This is a genomic window from uncultured Campylobacter sp., assembly GCF_938039205.1.
GTDB lineage: Bacteria > Campylobacterota > Campylobacteria > Campylobacterales > Campylobacteraceae > Campylobacter_A.
In genome coordinates this window covers 14,288-36,762 of sequence record NZ_CALHVM010000056.1, presented here as the reverse complement: position 1 = coordinate 36,762, position 22,475 = coordinate 14,288, and the positions used below count along the sequence as shown (strand labels likewise).

Genomic DNA, 22,475 nt, shown 5'->3' with positions numbered 1-22,475 from the left:
CCTCTACGCCATCTCCTCGGCGCGTTTTAGCAGCTCTTTTGCGCCCCTGCCGATAAATATCCGACCAAGCTCGGCGCCCACGCTCTTCCACTCGCTTTTTTGCGCGACGATGTTTTCACGTATGCTCTCGCTGCCGTCTGGCAGTCCGACAACGGCGCGTATCTCGATCTTATCGCCGTTTAAATTCGCATTTACGCCGATAGGTACCTGGCAGCCGCCCTCTAGTATCGCGACGAAATCACGCTCCACGGTCGTCTCTATCACGGCTTTTTCATCCTTTAAAAACTCTATCAAATTTAAAATTTCAGCGTCCTCTCTAGCCTCGATACCTAGCGCACCCTGCCCCATCGCGGGCACCATCTGATCTAGCTCAAACGGCACTATATGCGCGACTTCGGAGCGTAAATTTAAGCGGTTCACGCCCGCCATCGCTAGGATAATCGCGTCAAATTCGCCCTCTTTTAGCTTGCGCAAACGAGTTTGGACGTTGCCTCGCAGCGATATTATCTCAAGATCGGGACGCATCGCTAAAAGCTGCATCTTGCGGCGCAGGCTCGTCGTACCCACGCGTGCACCTTGCGGCAGATCCTCAAATTTAGCGTATTTTTCGCTTAGCATCGCATCTCTCACGTCCTCGCGAGAGCAGATCGCGGCTAGCACTAGCCCCTCTGGGAAAACGACGGGCACGTCTTTTAGACTATGCACGGCAATGTGCGTTTCTCCGCTTAGCATGCTGTCTTCTAGCTCTTTCGTAAAAAGCCCCTTGCCACCGATCTTTGCTAGCGGCGTGTCTAGGATCACGTCGCCTTTGGTTTTCATGCCCGTTAGCTCGACCGCGATTTGCGGATAGCGGGCTAAAATTTTATCCCTGATATGCTCGCTCTGCCACATAGCCAGCACGCTTTTTCTCGTTGCGATTTTTAGTTTTTCCATATTTGCCTCTTTTCTTCTACGACTTCGACGTCGATGATCTCGCCCTCGTCGCGCGGTTTGCTCTGTCCGCTTTCAAATTTTTCGTAATAGTATTCGCTCCCGCTTTTGCGCTCGCCGCCGTTTTTTAAATTTGCAAAAAATGCGACCGCTACGATCGCCGCGCCCAAAACGTCGGTGATAAGCCCCGGGATAAACATAAAAAAGCCCCCGATCGCCATACCTACGCTACTAAAAACGTCTGCGGGCTTAAAAAATGCGATGTTGCTCGTGAGCTGAAAAAATCCGACGCGAAACATAAAAAATAGTCCCAAAACGGCCGATGCGATGACTTCAAAGACCAAATTTAAAAATCCGTACGCGTGGATAAAAAAATACGCCGCTACGATCTCCAAAATGACGTAGGGCGTAAAAAAATGCTTTATCATAAGCTCTTTAGTCGCACTAAAATTTCGCTCGCTTTGACGGTTTCTTTGGTTAGCCCGTCGCGCGTGACGAGCTCTACCGTGCCTTCTGCTAGCCCCTTGCCCACGATCACGGCATAAGGAAAACCCATCAGCTCAAATTCGCTCATTTTGACGCCAAAACGCTCGTTTCTATCGTCAAGCAGCACCGAAACGCCAGCCGCGCGCAAGCTCTCGTAAAGCTCCTGCGCAAATTTGACGCCTTCTTCGTCTTTTAAATTTGAGATGATGATTTCAAATTTAAACGGAGTTAGGGTTTCGTTCCAGATTATGCCTTTTTCGTCGTGCTTGGCCTCGACGGCGACGGCGACCAGACGGCTAACGCCGATACCGTAGCAGCCCATGATAAACGGTTTTGCCTTGCCGTTTTCGTCCAAAAACGTCGCACCCATCGGCTCAGAGTACTTGGTGCCTAGCTTAAATATATGCCCAACCTCGATACCTTTACTAACGCTTAAATTTCCGCCGCAGCAAGGGCATTTATCGCCCGCTTTGACCGCGGTTAGATCTTTGAAACGCTCAGCGTTAAAACTGCTAACGCTAACGCCAACGAAGTGATAATCTCGCTCGTTTGCGCCGCAGATCATCTGCGATTCGCCTTCAAGCTCTTTGTCGATATAAAACTCCACGCCCTTTAGCCCAACCGGCCCGCAAAATCCGCCCACAAGCCCGGCTGCCGTGATCTCGGCCTCGGTTGCGTCCGCTAGCTCAAGCGCCCCGCATGCGTTTTGGGCTTTGACCTCTTGTAGCTCATCCTCGCCGCGCACGAAAAATACTACGATTTTCTCGCTCTTTTCGCCTTTGGCGTCAATAAAAATCGCCTTTTTTATCACCGCTTTTATGCAGTAAAACTCGTCAACTCTAAAAAACTCCGCCACATCTTTGATGGTTTTGGCATTTGGAGTTAAAAATTTAGCCGCGTCGGCCTCTGGCTGCTCAGCCTTAGTCGTTCGTTTTGCGCGGGTTGCGGCCTCTATGTTTGCGGCGTAGTCGCAGTTTTCACAGACGATGATGTCGTCCTCGCCGCTATTTGCAAGCACCATAAACTCTTTACTTCCGCTGCCGCCTATCGCGCCGCTATCGGCTCTAACCGCGCGGAAATTTAACCCAAGGCGAGTAAAAATTTTGCTATAAGTTTTCTCCATCAGGTCAAATTCTCGGTCCAGATCCTCGGCGTTTGCGTGAAAGCTATATCCGTCCTTCATCAAAAACTCACGCCCTCTAAGCAGTCCAAATCTCGGCCTTGCTTCGTCTCTAAATTTGGTATTTATCTGATACAAATTTAGCGGCAGTTGCTTATAGGATGTCACTTTACCTCGAACGAGCGCGACGACGCTCTCTTCGTTGGTTGGACTCAATACGAAGTCGTTTTCTTTGCGGTCCTTAAAGCGCAAAAGCTCCTTGCCGTAGACGTCAAAGCGTCCGCTCTCGCGCCAAAGATCCGCAGACGTGACGAAGCTCATCGATATCTCCTGCGCGCCCGCCTCGTCAAGCTCCTCTTTGACGATATTTTTTATATTTTCAAGAACTCGTTTGCCAAGCGGCAAAAAGTTGTAAAGTCCGCTACCTACCTGCTCGGCGTAGCCCGCTCGGAGCAAAAATTTATGACTTGCCAGACTCGCGTCTTTTGGCGCTTCTTTTGCCGTCGGCGCGTAAAGTTTGCTAAATTTCATTCGTTCTCCCATTCAAATTCGTTATTTTCTTCTTGCGGCGTTTGCTCCGCGACGTTAAAAATTTCCCCGATAGCTCTTAGCTGTGCTTCGCTTCCCGCAGCGCCCGCGAGGTTTTTTAAATTTATCGTCGGCGCGTGCAAAAACGCCTTAAAAACCTGATGTATGAGGCGGTACGCCTCCTCCTTGTCGCTATGTTTTAGATAGCCCTTTTTTAGGGCTTTTGCGAGTTCTCTCTGGGCGCACTCTTTAGCCTGCTCTCTTATGCCTTTTATTAGCGGCGTGACTGCTAGTTCGCGCAGCATTTGGAAAAACGCCGCCGTATTTCGCCCGACGATGCCGTACGCGATCTGCGCCTGTTCCTCGCGCAGGGCTAGATTTTTATTTACGATCTCTTGCAAGTCGTCCACGGCGTAAATTTTGATATTTTCGCTCTGCGTGATCGCGATATCGCGCGGCACGGCTATATCAAAAAAGTAGCGCTTAAACTCCTTTGGCTCTACCATCGCGTCGATCAAAACGGGATGCGGCGCGGCGGTCGCGGAAAATATGATTTGATATTTATTTATGTACTGCGCTACGTTTGAAAGTGCGTCGTATTCGTTATTATCCCCCAGCGTCAGGGCCAAATTTTTAGCGCGTTCTTTGTTTCGGCTGACGATTATCGTTCGCGCACCGCTTGCGATCAGGTGCTTTGCGGCTAGCTCCGCCATCTCTCCCGCACCCACGATCACGGCGACCATGCCGTTTAATGTGCCGAAAATCTCCTTTGCCTTAGCCACCGCGACGCTTGAGACCGAGATCGGATTTTTGGAGATTTCGGTTTTATTTCGCACCTCTGCCGCGCATTTAAAGGCAAACTCCATCGCTCTACCTAGCTTTGCGCCGCATTTGCCGTTAGCGCGGGCAAATTTATAAGCCTCTTTTAGCTGTCCCGCGATCTGCGTTTCGCCGATAACAAGGCTATCTAGCGAACTAGCTACGGCAAAGAGATGATGCACGGCGCCGTTATCCTCGTAGATGTCGGCTCTGCTTTGCAGCTCCTCAAAAGGGATGCCGCAGATGAGCGACATGCAGGCGATGATGTGCTTGCTAGCGCCTTCGACCGTCTTTACGCTAGCGATGATCTCGACGCGGTTGCAAGTACTTAGCACCATACATTCGTTGATGTTTTGACTGGAGCTAATGAGGCGTAAAATTTCGTTTTTGCGCTCGATGTTAGAAAAAGAGAGCTTTTCGCGCACGGATATATCGGTGTTTTTGTGCGTAAAGCTCACGCTTGCATAATGCATTAAAATTCCCTATCTATCATTGATTTTACGATACTTTCTAGGCCGTCTACGTTAAATTTCTCTACCGATTTTATCGCCTGCTCGCCTAAATTTTTCGCCGCTTCTATGCTTTTTTTTATAGCGCCCGTTTCGTTCATCTTCGCCCTCACCCAGCCTCGCTCGGCCTCACTCAGATCCTTTTTAAATAGGCTTTTTAGCTTATCTTTGTCCGCTTCGTTTAAGCTTTCGTAAAGATAAATGTAAGGTAGCGTCGTTTTACCCTCTTTAAAGTCGCTAAAATTCGGCTTCCCAAGCGTCGCGGCGTCTTGCGTGACGTCTAGGATGTCGTCGATTATCTGAAAGGCTAGGCCTAGGTTTTTGCCGTAAATTTTAAAATTACGCGAGTCAAGCCCAGCCAGCATCGCACCGACCGCGGCAGTAGCCTCAATCAAAACGGCGGTTTTGTAGTAGATCATCGTTTCGTATGCAGACTTGTCTTCGTTAAATTTAGCCGAGATATCCACGTCCATCATCTCGCCTATGCTTAGCTTACTAACCGCGCACGATATCTCGCCCGCGATCTCGTGCGGAAATTTAGACAGCTCGTAAAAGCCCTTCGAGTAGAGGATATCGCCCAGCATAACGGCGTTTTTGGTGCCGAAACTCGCGTTTATACTAGGGCTTCCGCGCCTGGTGCCCGCATCATCTATCACGTCGTCGTGAAGCAAACTAGCTAGGTGAATAAGCTCTATAATCGCGCAAATTTTTAGGCTTTGCTCGCTTTCTCCCGCTATTTTTAAAAGTAGCTTAGAGCGCAGCTTTTTGCCCGAATTTATCCGTGCAAACATCGCGTTTGCAGGCTCGTAGCCAAGCTCCGCGATAAAATTTTTCATTATCAGATCTATTTTTTCCATTTAGGCTCACTTAATTTTGCTTTTATCTGGCGTTTTGCGCGCTATTTTGAGCGCCGCTCTGCTTTCTTGGCGGGTTCAAAAACTCCACGTCTACGCGCTGTTCGTCGTCGTTTATCAGCACGCGAAATTTCGCTACGCCTTGCTTAAAATCCTCAAAAACGAGATAAAGCGCGACGCGGTCGCTAGGCGGATACTTGAGGTCAGGTATCAAAGTCTGCTTGTAAGTCTCAAGGCCGCGCCTTAGCGACATAACAAGCTGACGAGGATAGTTTCGGTAGCGCGAATGCACGATGATGTTCGTGTTATCAAAAAGCGTCCAGCGAAAGTCGAAGCTCTCGCGCTCGTCTGTGCCTTTTTTAGTGACGAAAACCCGCGCCCACTCGTCTTTTTTGAGCTCAAAAAGGTGCTCTTCCTCGAAATTTACCGCGCCAAAAGCCAGCGATAAAAACAACGAAAATATAACGGCTATTTTACTCATTTTGACTTAAAATATCCCCACTAAGCCCGATATAAATGTCGTTTAGACGCTCATTTATCAGGGTTTGATTTTGAGAAATAAACGAATTTTGCGCCATTTCGTCAAAGCCGTTTTTTTCGCAAAATTCACTCATCGCGATAAATTTTTCAAAGGTTTTTTCAAGCTCGTTTTCGACTAAGTTTTTGTTCGCGTTAAATAAAATTTCAAAGAATTTTTCTCTCGGACTTTGAGAAAATATATCATAATCCATAAATTTTAAAACCTTTCGCAAATCTTAAAATACATATTATTTTTTGTAAAATCTTATTTAAAATCATACACACTATAATACGCTAAATTTTTATAACTTCTCGATATATAGGGCTGCCTCAGCCACCGTAAAAACATTATCGCAGCTTGGACTTTGGCTACCAAATCCCCAGCAAACGTTTAGATATCTCATATCCGCATTGCGTGCGGCAAGCTCATCTTTTTTACTATCTCCGACAAAAATCGCTTTATCGAATTCGCCTGATTTTAATATCAAATTTAGCATCGCGGGATCTGGTTTTTGAGGTACGTTTTCGTCCGCTCCGACGATGAGATCAAAAAATTTAAATATCCCGCTTCTTTGTAAAATTTCATCCAAAGTATATCGCGGCGCATTGCTAGCTAGAGCGACGAAATGCCCGGCATCTTTTAGCCCTGCTAGCAGTCCCTCGACGCCATCATAAGCAGCGGCGTATTCGCGGTAGTTTTTCTTAAATTTAGCTTCAAAGTTATCCCGCAGTTTCATATCAGGCTTATCGATACCGTAAAAGTCAAGCCCCAAATTTCGCCCCGGCTCGTTTATGGCCTTTACGATAAACTCGGCCGCGAGATCGCCCTCAAGCCCCAGCTCGCGCCGCACCTCGTTTACCGTCTCGCAGATCGCTCTTGCGCTATCTATGAGCGTGCCGTCCATGTCAAATATCACGCATTTCACTCTTCGTCCTTATATTTTTTTCGATGTTTTTCTTTTTTATAGGTTTTTTGGTTTTTTAGCTTTTCTAGCGCGTTAGCGCAGGCTACTAGCTCGCCTCTCTCGCCGCCTTTTACGACCAAATTTACGAAATTTTCAAGAGATTTCGAGTAGGCGTTATCTAAAAAAACCGGCTCGATCTTACGTAAAATTTCAGCGTTTTTGCCGACCCTAGCGCGAAATTCATCCTCGTTAAAATCCTCTCTTTTTAGCGCGCTAATCGCCGCTTTTGCGAATTTTTCCAGGCCGCGTAGGTATTTTACGCGCTTAAATTTGTCGTTTTGTTCAGCCATTTTTTCCTTTCAAAAGCCCAATTATACCAATTTAAACTTTTAGCGGTTATAATGCGCGCAAATTTTACAAGGAGAAAAAATGCAAAAAGAGACGATTGCAACGCACTACGGCTACGACACCAAGACGGGCCCGGGCGCCATGGCGGTGCCGATTTACCAGACTACGGCTTATGATTTTGGTAGCGCCGAGATGGCTGCGGCGAGATTTGCGCTAGAAGAACCGGGCCACATCTACACGAGGCTGGGCAACCCGACGACGGACGTACTAGAGAGCCGTATAGCCGCGCTCGAGGGGGGCTCGGCCTCTATCGTGACGGCCAGCGGTCAGTCGGCGATTTTCTACTCGATCGCAAATTTAGCCGCAGTCGGCGACAACATCGTCGTGGCAAAGAAAATTTACGGTGGAACGATGGTTCTTTTTATACATACGCTTAAGCGTTTTGGCATCGAGGCGCGGGTGTTTGATAGCGACAGCGCCGATGATCTTGAAAATTTGATAGACGACAAAACGCGCGCGATATTTTTTGAAACGCTATCAAATCCGCAAATCGCAATCCCGAATTTTAAAAAGATAGTAGAGATAGCAGACAAGCACGGCGTCGTAACGATAGCCGATAACACCGTGCCTACGCCGATCATTTTCCAGCCGCTAAATCACGGCATCGACGTCGTCGTGCATAGCGCGAGCAAATATATCTGCGGCCAGGGCCTAAGTCTAGCGGGCGCAGTCGTCGCTAGTAAAAATTTAAACGCCAAGCTAGTCGGCAACGCCAGATACATGCACTTTAACGAGCCCGACGAGAGCTATCATGGGCTAGTTTACGCTCAGATGGCTGACAAATTCGACATCTACACGCTACGCATGAGGGTGGCTTTGGTGCGCGATATAGGCGCTACGATCTCGCCTTTTAACTCTTGGCAGCTCATCCAGGGGCTTGAGACTTTGAGCGTTCGTATCGAGAGGCACTCGCAAAATGCGCGCAAGATCGCCGAGTTTTTAAACTCGCATAAACACGTCAAGCGCGTGACCTACCCTGCGCTAAAAAGCGATCCCGAGCACGAAAAAGCGCAAAAATACTTTAAAGACGGTATGGCTAGCGGGCTAATGTGCTTTGAAACCGATAGCTATGAGCGCGCCGTAAAGATGCTGGGCAAGGTAAAGCTCTTTAAAATCGTCGTAAATATCGGTGACTCAAAGTCGCTCATCACGCACCCAGCCTCCACTACACATCAGCAGCTCTCGAGCGAGGAGCTAATAAAAGCCGGCATAACAAAAGAACTAATCAGAATAAGCGTCGGTCTAGAAAACGCAGACGACCTCATCGCCGATCTCGCGCAAGCTTTGGAGTAAAAGAGAGTTAAATTTGAAAGATAAATTCGGCTAAATTTAAGCTAAATTCAAATATACCCCTTCGGCGGTTTCACCGCCTTGGGGTTAAGCGCTAGATTGTTAAATTTGATCAAGAGGGCTTCCCTCTTGATCCTTGGCTCGTCCAAACTCAAATTTGAGCAGGCTACTTGTCCTTTTTCCTATCGGCTTTTTCTTTTATCTCTTCCGCCGCCTCTAAGTCTAGCTGCGCCTGCTTAAACGCTTTACGCGCCTTATCGACGCGGCGAGAGTTTTTAGTGCTGCGGTCGCCCTCGTAAGCCTCTTCTGCGTCTTTTAGCGCCTGCTCCGCTTTGCCGAAATTCATCTGCGCCGCTTCTAGGTTATTCGTAGCCTTATTACCGCCCGCCAGCTCCGCCTTTGACGTTACCTTACCAGTTACTGGGTTTCTGCCGATAGTCATATCAAGCTCGCGTTTGGCGCGCTCCGCAGTGCCGCGATTAACGTCGCACTCCATTTTACCGCCAATCATTACCCCCCCCCAATATATCTAGGGGTGTTTTTCGGGTCGTTACAATCGACTTTTTCTTTTGCATAACTAAATGTAATACCTAAAGCGGTTATTAAAAATAAATTGACAAACTTCATTTTTATTTTTCCTCTTTAACGTTTTTATCTTTATTTTTATTAAGTCCTCTTTTATTTCTTATCCTACGAAATGCGCTTGAAAATGTAGATAAGGTCATTTCCTCAAATTTCATTTCTATTTCCTTTCTTTAAATTTTACGCAAACGGCGGCAAATTTACGCCGTAAACGTCTTTAAGGTTTCGTTGTATTTGTTTTCGTCCTCGCACTGAATGAGCAGCAAGTCGCCATCCTCAAATACCGATGAGCCGGTAGGTTTGATGTATTCGCCCTTTCGCTTGATGAGTAGCACCAAAAAGTCGCTAGGAAGCTCGAGCTCGACTAGGTTTTTACCCACGACTTCGGCGTCAAAGCGTATGGTGTGCTGGCGTAAAGTGTGGTAAAAGATCGGTAAATTTGACATCTCGACTTCTTTTGGCGCGACTTCTTCTTTGACGCCGCATTTTTGCGCGACCTTTTCTAGCGTCATGCCTTGGATGATGATCGAGACGAACACGACGAAAAATATCGTGTTAAAAATCAGCTCCGAGTTTGGCAAATTTGCCCCGAACGGATAGGTCGCAAGTACGATAGGAACGACGCCGCGAAGCCCGACCCACGAGATAAACATCTTTTCTTTCACGTTGTAACGCGAAAAAAGTAACGACGCGAAAACGCCCACCGGACGCGCGATAAACATGATCCAAAACGCGATCACTGTGCCCGCAAGCGCGACGGCGGGCAGCTGAGAAGGATTTACCAAAAGTCCCAGCGTCAAAAAGATGACGATCTGCATCGCCCACGCGATACCGTCGTGAAAACCGATCAAATTTTTCTTATGCGCGAACTCTTTTTTATTTATAAACATACCCGCGATATAAACAGCCAAAAAGCCGTTGCCGCCGACCTTGCCCGCTAGCACGTACAAAAGCATCACCCAAGCCATCGAAAAAACAGGATATAGTCCCCAGTACTCAAGCCTTAGACGGTTAAAAAGCCCAGGTAGCGCGACGCCAAATACATAGCCCATCAGCCCGCCGAGTAAAAACTGCTTGATGAGTGCGACAGTGATGTCAGAGGCGTCTGGGACGGTGTTTAGGGCGATGATTTGTATCATTGTGACAGTGAGGAAAATCGCCATCGGATCGTTTGAGCCAGATTCTAGCTCCAAAAGCGGTCGGATGTTATTTTTTAGCAAAATTTCCTTCGCTCCAAGGATCGCAAACACCGCCGCAGCGTCGGTCGAGGAGATGATCGCTCCAAAAAGCAAGGCTTCAAGCCAAGTTAGCCCTAGTAAAAATTTAACCAAAAGTGCGACCAGAGCCGCCGTCAGCACGACGCCAACGGTCGCGAGCATGATGCCACTCATCATGATAGGCTTTATCGATTTTAAATTCGTATCAAGCCCGCCAGTGTAGAGGATAAAAATAAGTGCGATTATGCCCACATCATGAGCGATGAGCTGGCTATCAAAGGCGATGCCTAGCAGTCCGTCCGAGCCAGCCAGCATCCCAACCGCCAAAAATACGACTAACGACGGGATACCGAATCTATCTGAAACCTTGCTAGAGACGATACAAGCGATAAGTAGAATAGAAAAAAATAGTAAAAAAGTTTCTAACATTGTCCCTCATTTGAGTTCAAAGCGGGGCAAATTTAAGGCTAAATTTAGTACCACTAAAGCCTCAAATTTGGCGCGTTTTGTAAGTAAATTTTACCCGATTTTACCTTTTTTAACGATAAAAAGGATTAATTTTTATCATCATAAAAGATGAGATCAAAGCTATTTTTGCGCTTTACCAGAGCCTTTTTAGACGGCACGCCGCCCTGCTCCATTTTAGCCAGCTCCTCTTTCATCTGCTTTATTATGACTTCAGACTGCTCGATCTGCTCTTTTAACTGCAAGATGATATCCACGCCTGCTAAATTTACACCCAGATCGCGCGTTAGACTCAGTATCATCTTGATACGATCCATGTCTTTTTCGGAGTAAAGACGCATCTTGCCCTCGGTTCTTGATGGCTCTAGCAGCCCCTCGCGCTCGTATTGGCGCAGCGTCTGCGGATGTATGGAGAGCACCTTTGCTACGACGCTGATTAGATATACTGGTTCTTCGTATTGTTTCATCTTATGCCTCCGGGAGTTTTTGCTTCATGAGTTCGGCTAGCTCGCCGTCTAGGGCATTTACGTCCGGCAAAGACACGCGCGCCCGCAAGTATAGATCGCCAAACATCCCGCTTTTTCTATTTTGCACGCCGTACCCTTTGAGCCTGATTTTTTGCCCGGATTTTGAGTTTTCGGCGATTTTTATCGTTACGTCTTTTTTAGGCGTTTTTACCTCTATCTTACCGCCAAACATCATCGTTTTTAGCGGGATTAGCACGTCTTTATATAGATCGTCGCCGTCTCTTTCGTATTCGTCGCTAGGCGCGATATTTACCGTTAGGATCAGATCTCCGCGTCCGCCACTACCCTTACCTTTTATGCGTAGCTTTTCGCCATCGTTGATACCGTTTGGGATTTTTATTTTGATATTTTCGCCGTTAAAATTTATCGAGTGTTCGCCACCTTTTACCGCTACGTCAAACGGGATAGTTACCTTTGCGCGGGAGTCTAGATCCTCATCGTCCTCAAAACCGCTAAATCCGCCAGTTTGCCTAAAGCCACCAAATCCGCCTCTGCTAGAAAAGGCGCCAAAACCGCCTCCGCCGAAGATATTTTTTAAAATTTCGTCCAAATTTCCCATACCCGAGCTGCTCGCAAAGTCATGGAAATTTTGCCCGCCAAACATCGCGTCGCCGTGCCTGTCGTACTGCGCGCGCTTTTTTTCGTCGCTTAAAATTTCATACGCGGCGTTTATTTCTTTAAATTTATCCTCCGCGCCTGGGTCTTTGTTGATATCGGGATGATACTTTCGAGCCAGCCTGCGATAGGCCTTTTTGATCTCGTCGCCGGTGGCCTTTTCGGACACCCCTAACGTTTCGTAAAGACTATTGCTCATGTTATGTCCTTATAGTCAATTAATTTTATAGCGATTATAGCATAAAAGTTTAGCGTATGTCAATCAAGTATAGTAAATAAAACGATTTTAAACGACTTAAATAATAATTAACTTTACGTTGAGCTTAGCGCCATATAATCGCGCTTTGAAAAAATTTTATCAAAAGGAAAAGTAATGAAAAAGATAACCGTATTATCTTTGGCTACTTCTTGCGCAATCTTTGCCGCAAGCATAAATTTTAACGAACCAGCAGAGGATTTCACTAGAGTAAATCCGGAATTTAACAAAAACGTCGTCCTCTCCTACAATAGCTCCATAGCCGATGCTAAAAAATCGGTCGTAAATATCTCCACCACAAAAACCGTCAGCAGCAACGTAGCAGATATGAACGATATGTTTAGCGATCCGTTTTTCAAGGACTTTTTCGGATTTCAGTTTAATATCCCTCAAGAAAAACAAAAAAGCAGCTCGCTGGGATCTGGCGTCGTCATATCTAGCGACGGCTACATCGTAACAAACAACCATGTCGTAGAAGATAGCGACGAGATCATAGTCACGCTGCTAGATAGCGACAAAGAGTATAAAGCCAAAATCGTCGGCACCGACCCTAAAACCGACTTAGCCATCATCAAAGTAGACGCAAAAGAGCTAAAAGCCATACCATTTGCCGACTCGGCTAAGCTGATGGAGGGCGATATAGTATTTGCCATCGGAAATCCGTTCGGCGTAGGCGGCAGTATCACTCAGGGCATAGTTTCCGGCCTAAACAAAGACAACATCGGTCTAAATCAATACGAAAATTTCATCCAGACAGACGCCTCGATAAACCCGGGTAACTCGGGCGGCGCGCTAGTCGATAGCCGCGGCTATCTAGTAGGCATAAACTCAGCCATACTTAGCCGCAGTGGCGGAAACAACGGCATCGGCTTTGCTATCCCGTCAAATATGACTAAAGATATCGCCAAAAAACTCATCGAAGACGGCAAGATTGAGCGTGGATATATCGGCGTGATGATAGCAAATCTAAACGAAGAGCAAAAAGAGATATACAAAAACAAAGAAGGCGCGCTCATTAGCAGCGTAGAAAGCGGCCTTCCTGCGGATGTTGCGGGACTAAAACGAGGCGATCTCGTAATCAAAATCGACGATAAAGAGATCAAAAACGCAAATGATCTAAAAAATCTCATCGGCTCGCTAGCTCCAAACAAAGAGATCACGCTAACCTATGAACGCTCCGGTAAAATCGAAACCGCCAAGATAAAACTAGCTAACGCAAACGCGAAATCAAGCGCTCCGGCGGCAAAAAACGGCACGGCTATCGAGGGTCTTAGCGTCACGGCGATCGACGACAACGCAAGGTACAAATACCGCCTACCTGCGGACGCAGCGGGTATCCTGGTAACTGACGTAAAAGCGGGCTCGAATGCTGAAAAAATCGGCTTTGAAAAAGGTGACATCATCATACAAATCGCCGAGGAAAATATCAAAAATATGGATGATTTTAACAAAGCCCTAGCAAACGCGAAAGGCAAAAAGACCCTCGTTTGGGTCAACCGGGGCGGACTTTTCCAAGGTCTTGTTATAAAATAATTTCTACCTTAAGGCGCGGGAAACTGCGCCTTTTCTTTTAAATTTTCCAAATTTTACCAGTCAAATTTGACACTCTATCATTTTAAATTTAACCTGATTAAATTTATAGATTCAAATTTGCGCGTCTTAGTTTGACTCAAATTTTACTAGCAAACAAAATTTAGCGTAGGCTAGGCAGATAGTTTGCCGAGCTAAATTTAGCCGGCAGCGAAAAAGCGCTAGCCGGATAAGCCGCTACCGCCATTAAAAATTTAGTCAAAACTCGCTATAATCCCCAAAAGGACATAAAATGATAAAAATTTTGATGATAGAAGACGACCTAGAGCTGGCGGAAATTTTGACTGAGTTTTTAGCAAAAAGCGATATGAGTGTAACGACGGCGGAGGAGCCGTATATCGGGCTTTCGACGCTAAACGTAGAAAAATTCGACCTCGTAATCTTAGACCTCACGCTGCCGGGACTCGACGGCCTAGAAGTATGCAAAGAGATCCGCAAGCGCCACGACGTGCCTATCATCATATCAAGCGCGCGCCACGACATCACCGACAAGGTAAACGCCCTAGATAACGGCGCGGACGACTACCTACCAAAGCCCTACGACCCGCAGGAACTGCTAGCTCGTATCAAAAGCCACCTACGCCGCCAAAGCGCGGTAGCGGGTGCAAATTTAAGCGGCACAAAAGAGCCAGCGCGCGAAAAAGACATCGCGGTAGATGATTTTAAACACGTCATCACGCTAAAAGGCGAGCCGTTAAATTTAACCGCAGCGGAGTACGACATCCTAAAATACATGCTTCAAAAAGAAGGCGGCGCCATCACGCGCGAGGAGTTTATCTACAACTGCGCGAGCATCAGCGAGGACTCGACAAATAAAAGCATCGACGTCATCATCGGGCGTATCAGAGGCAAGCTAGGCGACGACCCAAAAGAGCCAAAATACATCCACGCCATCCGTGGCATCGGCTACAAGCTAGTGCAGTAAATTTGACGTAAAGCCCCGCAAATGAAACGCTCATCGGTTTTTTACACTATCACTTTTATCTTTGCGCTTGCACTTACGAGCATATTTCTCGCGTTTTTGTGGCTGATGGACTACGACAAGCAAAACTACGCGCGCGAGCTAAACGCCAAGTACTCCACGATCGCTAGAAACCAGCTCTTTTTGATGAGCGGTATCATAAACGAAAAAGAGTACGAGCGTCAAACGGGCGACTTTAAGATGCCTGAGATCACAAACGAACAGCAAAAAGAAGAGATCCTAGCAAACGCAACCGTGCTTGAGGAGATATCCGCAGACATCGGTTCTAGCGCCATCATGATCTATCAAAATCACCACTATCTAAAAGTCCAGCACGTAGATAAAATCCTGCTTTTAAAGGATAACGACTACCAGCCATACCGCTACGACATCATCAAGATTATCTTTTTGCTAGTCGCAATCATACTTCTTGCCGCTTACGTTTTTGTTATCAGAAAGCTAAAACCGCTAAGAAAACTAAAGCGCCAGATAGCTAAATTTGCCGCGGGCGAGATCGAAGAAGTGCAAAACGTAAGTAGCGGTAACGACGAAATTTCCGAAGTTGCGGAGGCGTTTTATGACGCAGTGTCCCAGATCAAAAGCTTAAACGCATCGCGCAAGCTGTTTTTAAGAAACATAATGCACGAACTAAAAACCCCGATCACCAAAGGTCGCCTAGCTGCCGAAATGATCGAAAAAAGCAAAAACCAAGAGCGCCTCGTGTCGGTGTTTATAAAACTCGAAAATCTCATAAACGAATTTGCCGCCGTCGAGCAAGTCACGTCAAACATCGCACTAAATAACACTAAAATTTGCCGTATCGACGACGTCATCGACGAGGCTCTGGATATCGCGATGGTAGATCCGGGGCAAGTCACGATCAGCAAGCTAGAGGACGTGAACCTAAATGCCGACTTTAAGCTACTGGCTATCGCCGCCAAAAACATGATCGATAACGCGCTAAAATACTCCCCAAACAAGCACGTAAATATCACGATCACGCGCGAATCTATCAAATTTATCAACGAAGGCGAGCGGCTGTCAAAGGAACTGCGCCACTACGTCGAGCCCTTTACCAAAGGCGAAAGTGCGCAAAAGAGCTTTGGTCTGGGGCTCTACATCGTCGAAAATATAATCAAAGCCCATAAGCTAACTCTAAGCTACGAGTACAAAAACGGGCTAAACGTGTTTAGCTTTGAAAATCTGCAAAATATTGCGGCGTAGGCGTGAATTTGAGCGTTTTGTCGAGTTTGCGACACACAGAGAAAATTTAAGAGCCGTATTTGCTTAAATTTTAAAATTCGGCGTATCGTTTGTGGCCAACTAAACGCCAAATTTTGAGCTACAAATTTGGCGCTCGTTTCAAATTTATAGTCAAATTTAGTGAACGCTCGCTACTCATAATAAAAAGACTTTACAGGCACGAAATTTAGCCCGGCCTCTTTGCACAGCGCGTAAAAATCAACCTCGCCGCCGCTAGATTTAAACTCAAAATAACATTCGTAAAGCTTTACTAAGTTTTCAAATTCTAAATTTAACCGCTCGCTTATCTCGTGTTTTTCTCTTGAGTCTCGAGCTTCGCTGGTTAGTTGCTCATAGTATGTGCGCTCTATCAGGCAGCCATCTGGAAAGTGGTGTGCGCCCCAGTCTAGCGCATCTAATAGCGTACAAAAGTATAACTCCACGGTTCGTGCGTCGCAATGCTCATGGCGGTATGCGTGGCGCAAAAGCTCATCCCTATCAAGCTCCCGCAAGCCGCGCGTGCAGATCTGGTACGCCCAGCGCAGATGCGGCATCTCACCTGTGTCGCAGCGCCCTTTTAGATACTCGCCGACTAGCTCGCCTAGCCGAAACGGCAGCTCGCCGTTGCCGCGGTTTTTTAGATTTTTGAGCTCGCTTTGGTCTTAGTCTAAAATTTCGCGGCAAAGTTCGCCTAGAGCATGGTCCTGCTGCGTCTGGCTAAATTCGCTTTTAAATTTACTTACAGTGCCCTTTAGATGCTCGTTTGCCCACTTTTTTAAGCCCACATCGTATAGTTTTAGATACTCGTAGAGCTCAAATTTTAGCCAGCCAAAAGCGTCCGTTTGCATTTAGTTCCTTACCAGCGTAAATTTAACGCGCAAAAACGACAACCTCGCCGCGCTCAAACGCGATCTGCCGTCCCGCTAGATACAGCTCAAAATAGGGCTTTAAAAAGTCCTCTTGTGGCCTTTGCGCGTAGTTTGGATACTGCAAATACGCCGACAGAAGGTAGTCGCAGTCGATCGAATAGTACGCCTCGCTGAGCACCCATAGCTTCACATCAAGCTTAGGCGAATCTATCATCCACTCGCCCCGTAAACGTCGTCCGCAAGCCCACCTTCGTGATCTGCGAGATCAGAGCTCTCCTGCACGCGCACGGATTTTATTTCGTTAAGCATTTTTAAAAACTCGTCATCACCGAGAAACTCGGCAAAAATTTTTAAATTTCGAACGTGCGCTAAAGCTAGGCTCTTAAGTCCTTCGTCATCAAATTTCGGATCCTGCGGCGGGCAAAAATACCCCGGCGCCACGTCCTGATCGAACGCCTCTCGCGTTTGCTGCGCCGTGACTGAGTAGATCGGCATTATGCGCGCTTGCAGCTCGGTGCCGTTTTGCAGCGGCGCAAACACCGTTTCTATACCGATGCCATCGGGCATAAAGCACTGAAAAAGTCCGTAAAACTTATCCTGCAGATCTATCTCTTTGCAATCTAAATCAAGATCCAGCCCTGCAGCCTCGTCAATGCGGCGCGCATACTCGAAATTCGTCATTTTTCTCCCCAAATTTGGATTAAATTTTGAGCATTATATCTTAAAGGGTCTCAAATTTTTGCTTGCAAATTAATATAATAACTTTCAAAATAGCAGCAAAATATGGCGTAAATTTAGCATAAGCACCAACCTTAAGCATAGCTTTTCTAAATGACGTAAGTAAATTTAGCAACCGTTGCAGTATAAAAAACATAGGCAAACTTACGGCTACTACTTGGTTGCGGATACCTTACACGATGTACAATTTCTAGTTTGGAGGGCAAATTTGACGCCGACGGCGGCTTAAATTTAAAAATTTACACGCGCGAGAATAAAAACTCGAACGAAAATAATTTAAAGCGGCGTATTTTTATATAAATAAAATTTCGCCGCTTTTTATATAATTCAAAAAATAGACGAGCCAGCGCGGTCAAAACAGCAAATTTTTATTCGCTCAAATTTAACCCAAAAGCATTTCGGCTAAAATGCCGATTTATTCATTCCTAAGCGTCTCAAGTACGTTTATTTGCGCGGCTTTTTTAGCAGGGTAAAACGACGAAAACGCCACGATAACGACCGCTCCGACCAAAATCATAACAAGATCAAGCAAAGATAACTCCATAGGAAGCTTCGCGCTACCGTAAACGTCTGCGGGCAAATTTACTATATCAAAGCTACCGAGCAGCCACACGCCAAAGAGCCCGAGCACGAGTCCAAACACTATCCCGCCTCCGCCTATCGTGGCTCCCAGCGCAAAAAAGCTCTTTTTGATCTCGGCCTTGCTAGCGCCCAGCGAGAGTAGTAGAGCGATCTCTTGGCGGCGGTTCATGACGGTCATGAGCAGCGAGCTTACGATATTTAGCGAGGCAACCAGGATGATGAGCATCAAAACGATGAAAAGCGCACGTTTTTCAAGCGCCAAAGCGGAGAAAAAGTTGCCGTTTTGCTGCCACCAGCCGATGGCTTTTTGTCCTAGCCGTAGCTCGCGCGAGATCTTTTCGATATCGGCGAACGGATCGTCTGAAAACACATGTATGCCGTCAAATTTGCCCTCATCGTACTCAAGTATCTTACGCAGCGCCTCCACGCTCGTGTATAGATAGCTTTTATCGTAGGCCACAAGCCCCGAGCTAAACGAGCTCACGACGTCAAAGCGCTTCATTTTGGGCGTTAGAGCAAAGCCGCTCGGGTCATTTTTGGTAAAAATGAGCGTGAGTTTGTCATTTTCGTTTATCATCATCTCGTTTTTGACGCCTTGACCTACGAGCAGGCCGTATCCGTCAAGCTCGCGGTCCTCAAGGCCGGCCGCAACGACTGAGTTTATCTGCTTTTCGTCGGCTGAATTTACGCCAAAAAGCAGTCCGCCCTCAAAGCTATTCGCCCCCTTTATGATAACTTGACTCATGATATATGGGCTAAATTTGAGATTCGGAAACTTTTGCTTTAGTTCGTTAACATCGCTCTCGTCGATGTTGCCGCGTATGGCAGAGAGGATCGTGATCGGGTAGTTCATGGTAAAAAGTTTGCGCTCAAATTCCTTGTCAAAGCCGTTCATGATCGCCATCGCAACGATGAGCACCATGAGCCCGACGCCCACACCTAGAAATGCTAGCAGCGCCGAAAGCATGATAAATGGCTGGGTTTTATCAAACCGTAGATATTTAAAAAGTAGATATTTGGTTAGGCTCATTTGATTTTCCGTTGTTTAAATTTGGGCTTTGGTTTGCTCGCTACTTTTGCGTCGCTTTGTCTTGTTTAAATTTGCGCTGAGGCAAGTTTAAAATTTAAATCGTCCATCCGTGTAAATTTGACGCCAAATTTTTAAACCACTTGCAAAAGCTAGGCGTTAAATTTACGACTTCGCGCCGCTATAAAAACGGCGGCTAACTTAAATGCAAAATTTAGCAAACCGCCGCCAAAACCCCAAAGCTAAATTTTATCCCAATCCTCAGCAAAAGCTCCTTTTTTAGGGCCGCTCTTGCCGTGGCAGTCTTTGTACTTTTTGCCGCTTCCGCACGGGCATGGGTCGTTTCTGGATACTTTTTTGCCGGGCTTTTCTTCGCTCTCGGGCACTCTAGCAATCTCGGTATCTTGCGCTTCTTGCGGCGCAGACTCTGTAGGCTCGGAGAAGCTTAAGCGTACGGCCGTTAGGAGCTTGATGCTTTCAAATTTAATGCGGCTAACGAGCTCCATAAAGAGATTAAAGCTCTCTTTTTTATACTCGGTGAGCGGATCTTTTTGGTTATAGCCGCGCAGTCCGATGCCGGTTTTTAGGATGTCCATCTGATATAAATGCTCGCGCCACGCAGTGTCTAGCACTTGTAGGCAAAGCACCTTTTCTAGGTATTTGCGCTGATCTTCGCCTATGACGCCCATTTTTTCCTCGTAGTCGGACTCAAATTTAGCTGTTATCTTCTTAACAAGCTCGGCGTAGTCGAGATCTTTTAGCTCGTCTGGCTGCATGAACGCGCCGTTTGAGATTATCACGGAGCTTAGTTTTTCGAGATTGTATTCGCTCTTTGGCTCGCCTGCGTAAATTCCGGCCTGAGCTAGCAGATGCTCGACAAATTCGGCACGATTTTGTTTGATTTTTTCGCCGACTTCAAAATTTGGATCAAGTAGCTCGTTTCTAAATTTATACACCGTTTTTCTCTGCTCGTTTGCGACGTCGTCGTACTCGAGGATGTGTTTTCGCGCTTCAAAGTGCAGGCTTTCGACCTTTTTTTGCGCATTTTCGACGGCTCTAGTGACCATTTTCGAGTCGATGCTTTCGCCCTCTTCGATACCAAGGCGCGTCATTATCGCTTTTATGCGGTCGCTGCCGAATATCCGAAGTAGATTATCCTCAAGGCTTAGGTAGAAGCGGCTCACTCCAGGATCGCCCTGACGTCCCGAGCGGCCTCGCAGCTGGTTGTCGATACGGCGGCTTTCATGTCTTTCGGTGCCGATGATGTATAGACCACCTAGGTTTCGCACCTCGTCGTCGATACGGATATCTACGCCGCGTCCAGCCATATTCGTCGCGATCGTAACCGCGCCGCGAGCGCCGGCTTGAGCGATGATCTCGGCTTCTTTTTCGTGATTTTTAGCGTTTAGCACGGAGTGCGGGATCTTTTCTTTTACGAGTAGGTTATGCAGTTTTTCGCTCTTTTCGATCGAGGCGGTACCCACGAGTACGGGCTGACCGCGGTCGTGAGCTTTTTTGATCTCGTCGATGACGGCTTTAAATTTCTCATTTTCCGTTTTATAGATGAGATCGTTGTTGTCTTTTCTGATAACTGGCACGTTTGTCGGGATCGAAACGACGTCAAGCTTGTAAATTTGCGAAAACTCGGTCGCCTCCGTCTGCGCCGTACCCGTCATGCCGGATAGTTTTTTGTAAAGCCTAAAGTAGTTTTGAAATGTAATATCGGCTAGAGTTTGGCTCTCTTCTTGGATCTTTACGCCCTCTTTGGCCTCGAGCGCTTGGTGTAAGCCCTCGCTAAATCTTCGACCTTCGCTAAGACGCCCAGTAAATTCGTCGACGATTACGACTTGCCCGTCACGAACGACGTAGTGCACGTCCTTTTCAAAGAGATTATGCGCCTTTAGAGCTTGGTCTAGGTGGTGACTCAAAATCGCGTTTTCCATGTCGTAGAGATTTGCTACGCCAAAGAGCTTTTCAGCCTTTGAGATGCCCTCTTCGGTGATAGCTATCGTGCGGTTTTTCTCATCTACGGTGAAGTCACCAGTGGCCTTTTCTTGCGGAGTCGCAGGCGGTTCGCCGCGCTTCATCTGGCGCGCGACTTCATTTGCTTTGATGTAGCCGTCTAGCGTGCGGTTTGTAGGCCCCGAGATAATGAGTGGCGTCCTGGCCTCGTCTATAAGGATACTATCGACCTCGTCCACGATGACGAAGTTATGCTCTCTTTGCACCTTATCTTTGAAATCCATTTTCATATTGTCGCGTAGGTAGTCAAAGCCAAATTCGTTATTCGTGCCGTACGTGATGTCGCTATCGTATGCAGCTTTGCGCGCTGCGTCGTCGTATTCGCCGCCTAGTATCACGCCGACGCTAAGACCTAGAAATTTATAAATCTCACCCATTTGTGTCGCGTCACGCTTAGCTAGGTAGTCGTTTACGGTCACGACGTGCACGCCCTTGCCGCTCATCGCGTTTAGCACGACGGGCAAGCTTGCCACGAGGGTTTTACCTTCGCCCGTTTTCATCTCGGCGATCTTACCGTCGTTTAGTACCATACCGCCAATTAGCTGAACGTCGAAATGGCGCATGTTTAGCGTCCTTTTACCCACCTCTCGCACGATGGCAAATACATCGTCTAGCAACTCGTCCTGGCTCTTTTCGCCGTTTTGTACCTGCGCTTTAAATTCGTTAAATTTTGCCTTTAGCTCATCGTCGCTCATCGCTTGATATTTGCTCTCGAGCGAGTTTATGTAGGCGACTCGTTTGAAATATTTTTTTACTTCCCTGTCGTTTTTTGTGCCAAATACCTTCTGCATAAACGCCATTATCATTTTTAGCCTTTTTAAATTTTGTTAAAGCTTGGATTTTAACATTTTATTATTTAAACTTAGCTAGAATTTCGCCCGATAAAGGAAAATATATGAAAAAAATTTTAGCATTTTTGCTCTTTTGCGCCTCGGCTTTCGGAGTTACGTTAAATTTCGTCACGCTTCAAAGCGACTTCGTACAAACCATCACTAGCGAGAACGAAACGGTCGATTATTTCGGTAAATTTTACGCAAAAAGCAACAACCGCGCCTACTGGATCTACGAGCGCCCGACGCCTAAAAAAATCTACTTTGATAAAAACCGCGTCGTCGTGATCGAGGATGCGCTCGAGCAAGCGATCATCTCTAAATTTGAAAAGGCACCAAATCTAATCGACGTCGTTAGAAATGCGGTTAAGATCACCGACACTCTCTACAAAGCCAAATACGACGGCGTGGAGTATCTAATCACAGTCAAAAACTACATCCCGACAAGGATCGATTACGAGGATAAGCTCGGCAACAAAATCAAAATCACGCTAAGCAATACGAAAAAGGATTTTAAGATAAGCGATGATTTGCTGACGCCGGTGATACCGTCGTATTATGACGTCATAAACCAATAAACTCTC

Annotated in this window: 24 protein-coding genes; 5 read left to right on the top strand and 19 right to left on the bottom strand. The window is 46.8% G+C overall.

Annotated features, from left to right (window positions below):
• Window positions 1-3: 3 nt before the first annotated feature.
• From hemC to Q0394_RS07970, 9 genes are all read right to left on the bottom strand, one after another.
• The gene (gene hemC, locus Q0394_RS08010; RefSeq protein ID WP_298946643.1) at window positions 4-933 is read right to left on the bottom strand and encodes a hydroxymethylbilane synthase; all 930 of its coding nucleotides are present in this window, start codon (window positions 931-933) and stop codon (window positions 4-6) included.
• The gene (locus Q0394_RS08005; protein ID WP_298946642.1) at window positions 921-1,358 is read right to left on the bottom strand and encodes an FxsA family protein; all 438 of its coding nucleotides are present in this window, start codon (window positions 1,356-1,358) and stop codon (window positions 921-923) included. The genes hemC and Q0394_RS08005 overlap by 13 nt, the downstream gene beginning before the upstream one ends.
• Entirely contained in the window at window positions 1,355-3,067 is a 1,713-nt protein-coding gene (locus Q0394_RS08000; RefSeq protein ID WP_298946939.1) for a proline--tRNA ligase, read from the bottom strand. Before Q0394_RS08000 ends, Q0394_RS08005 begins: the two co-directional genes overlap by 4 nt.
• Window positions 3,064-4,356, bottom strand: coding sequence for a glutamyl-tRNA reductase (gene hemA / locus Q0394_RS07995; protein ID WP_298946639.1), 1,293 nt, complete (start codon window positions 4,354-4,356; stop codon window positions 3,064-3,066). Before hemA ends, Q0394_RS08000 begins: the two co-directional genes overlap by 4 nt.
• Window positions 4,356-5,249 (bottom strand): polyprenyl synthetase family protein, encoded by an 894-nt coding sequence (locus Q0394_RS07990; protein WP_298946636.1) that lies wholly within the window; start codon window positions 5,247-5,249, stop codon window positions 4,356-4,358. Before Q0394_RS07990 ends, hemA begins: the two co-directional genes overlap by 1 nt.
• A 22-nt stretch (window positions 5,250-5,271) precedes the next feature.
• Window positions 5,272-5,727, bottom strand: coding sequence for a hypothetical protein (locus Q0394_RS07985; RefSeq protein WP_004321220.1), 456 nt, complete (start codon window positions 5,725-5,727; stop codon window positions 5,272-5,274).
• The gene (locus tag Q0394_RS07980) at window positions 5,720-5,977 is read right to left on the bottom strand and encodes a DUF2018 family protein (protein WP_298946634.1); all 258 of its coding nucleotides are present in this window, start codon (window positions 5,975-5,977) and stop codon (window positions 5,720-5,722) included. Before Q0394_RS07980 ends, Q0394_RS07985 begins: the two co-directional genes overlap by 8 nt.
• A gap of 90 nt (window positions 5,978-6,067) precedes the next feature.
• A complete protein-coding gene (locus Q0394_RS07975; RefSeq protein ID WP_298946632.1) occupies window positions 6,068-6,691 on the bottom strand; it encodes an HAD family hydrolase in 624 nt (207 codons plus the stop codon).
• Window positions 6,688-7,020, bottom strand: a complete 333-nt coding sequence (locus tag Q0394_RS07970) for a hypothetical protein (protein WP_122873782.1) — start codon at window positions 7,018-7,020, stop codon at window positions 6,688-6,690. Before Q0394_RS07970 ends, Q0394_RS07975 begins: the two co-directional genes overlap by 4 nt.
• A gap of 79 nt (window positions 7,021-7,099) precedes the next feature.
• Between Q0394_RS07970 and Q0394_RS07965 the strand changes: the two genes are divergently transcribed.
• Complete coding sequence (locus Q0394_RS07965) at window positions 7,100-8,371, top strand: aminotransferase class I/II-fold pyridoxal phosphate-dependent enzyme (protein WP_298946629.1); 1,272 nt, start codon at window positions 7,100-7,102, stop codon at window positions 8,369-8,371.
• Window positions 8,372-8,534: 163 nt separating this feature from the next.
• On the opposite strand, the gene Q0394_RS07960 is transcribed toward Q0394_RS07965, so the two are convergent.
• The 4 genes from Q0394_RS07960 to Q0394_RS07945 form a co-directional block, all read right to left on the bottom strand.
• The gene (locus Q0394_RS07960) at window positions 8,535-8,879 is read right to left on the bottom strand and encodes a hypothetical protein (protein ID WP_298946628.1); all 345 of its coding nucleotides are present in this window, start codon (window positions 8,877-8,879) and stop codon (window positions 8,535-8,537) included.
• A gap of 271 nt (window positions 8,880-9,150) precedes the next feature.
• Window positions 9,151-10,596: a potassium/proton antiporter gene (locus Q0394_RS07955; RefSeq protein WP_298946626.1), complete on the bottom strand. Its 1,446-nt coding sequence runs from the start codon at window positions 10,594-10,596 to the stop codon at window positions 9,151-9,153.
• Between the two features lie 125 nt (window positions 10,597-10,721).
• The gene (locus Q0394_RS07950; RefSeq protein ID WP_298946624.1) at window positions 10,722-11,099 is read right to left on the bottom strand and encodes a helix-turn-helix transcriptional regulator; all 378 of its coding nucleotides are present in this window, start codon (window positions 11,097-11,099) and stop codon (window positions 10,722-10,724) included.
• 1 nt (window position 11,100) lies between these two features.
• Window positions 11,101-11,973: a DnaJ C-terminal domain-containing protein gene (locus Q0394_RS07945; protein ID WP_298946622.1), complete on the bottom strand. Its 873-nt coding sequence runs from the start codon at window positions 11,971-11,973 to the stop codon at window positions 11,101-11,103.
• A 174-nt stretch (window positions 11,974-12,147) separates the two neighbouring features.
• Between Q0394_RS07945 and Q0394_RS07940 the strand changes: the two genes are divergently transcribed.
• The 3 genes from Q0394_RS07940 (at window position 12,148) to Q0394_RS07930 (ending at window position 15,805) form a co-directional block, all read left to right on the top strand.
• Window positions 12,148-13,563, top strand: a complete 1,416-nt coding sequence (locus Q0394_RS07940; RefSeq protein ID WP_298946620.1) for a Do family serine endopeptidase — start codon at window positions 12,148-12,150, stop codon at window positions 13,561-13,563.
• A gap of 289 nt (window positions 13,564-13,852) precedes the next feature.
• Window positions 13,853-14,545, top strand: a complete 693-nt coding sequence (locus tag Q0394_RS07935) for a response regulator transcription factor (RefSeq protein ID WP_298946618.1) — start codon at window positions 13,853-13,855, stop codon at window positions 14,543-14,545.
• A gap of 21 nt (window positions 14,546-14,566) precedes the next feature.
• Window positions 14,567-15,805: an ArsS family sensor histidine kinase gene (locus tag Q0394_RS07930; RefSeq protein WP_298085153.1), complete on the top strand. Its 1,239-nt coding sequence runs from the start codon at window positions 14,567-14,569 to the stop codon at window positions 15,803-15,805.
• A 170-nt stretch (window positions 15,806-15,975) separates the two neighbouring features.
• Here Q0394_RS07930 and Q0394_RS07925 read toward each other — a convergent pair whose 3' ends face one another.
• From Q0394_RS07925 to secA, 6 genes are all read right to left on the bottom strand, one after another.
• The gene (locus Q0394_RS07925; RefSeq protein ID WP_004321201.1) at window positions 15,976-16,377 is read right to left on the bottom strand and encodes a hypothetical protein; all 402 of its coding nucleotides are present in this window, start codon (window positions 16,375-16,377) and stop codon (window positions 15,976-15,978) included.
• A 108-nt stretch (window positions 16,378-16,485) separates the two neighbouring features.
• Entirely contained in the window at window positions 16,486-16,671 is a 186-nt protein-coding gene (locus Q0394_RS07920) for a hypothetical protein (protein WP_298946616.1), read from the bottom strand.
• 22 nt (window positions 16,672-16,693) lie between these two features.
• Window positions 16,694-16,906 carry a hypothetical protein gene (locus tag Q0394_RS07915; RefSeq protein WP_004321198.1) on the bottom strand — a complete coding sequence of 71 codons (213 nt, stop codon included), beginning with the start codon at window positions 16,904-16,906 and terminating at the stop codon, window positions 16,694-16,696.
• Complete coding sequence (locus Q0394_RS07910; RefSeq protein WP_298946614.1) at window positions 16,903-17,373, bottom strand: hypothetical protein; 471 nt, start codon at window positions 17,371-17,373, stop codon at window positions 16,903-16,905. Before Q0394_RS07910 ends, Q0394_RS07915 begins: the two co-directional genes overlap by 4 nt.
• A gap of 472 nt (window positions 17,374-17,845) precedes the next feature.
• Complete coding sequence (locus Q0394_RS07905) at window positions 17,846-19,042, bottom strand: ABC transporter permease (RefSeq protein ID WP_298790728.1); 1,197 nt, start codon at window positions 19,040-19,042, stop codon at window positions 17,846-17,848.
• A gap of 239 nt (window positions 19,043-19,281) precedes the next feature.
• The gene (secA, locus tag Q0394_RS07900) at window positions 19,282-21,867 is read right to left on the bottom strand and encodes a preprotein translocase subunit SecA (RefSeq protein ID WP_298946612.1); all 2,586 of its coding nucleotides are present in this window, start codon (window positions 21,865-21,867) and stop codon (window positions 19,282-19,284) included.
• 89 nt (window positions 21,868-21,956) lie between these two features.
• Between secA and lolA the strand changes: the two genes are divergently transcribed.
• Entirely contained in the window at window positions 21,957-22,469 is a 513-nt protein-coding gene (gene lolA, locus Q0394_RS07895) for a LolA-like outer membrane lipoprotein chaperone (protein WP_004321189.1), read from the top strand.
• Window positions 22,470-22,475: the final 6 nt, after the last annotated feature.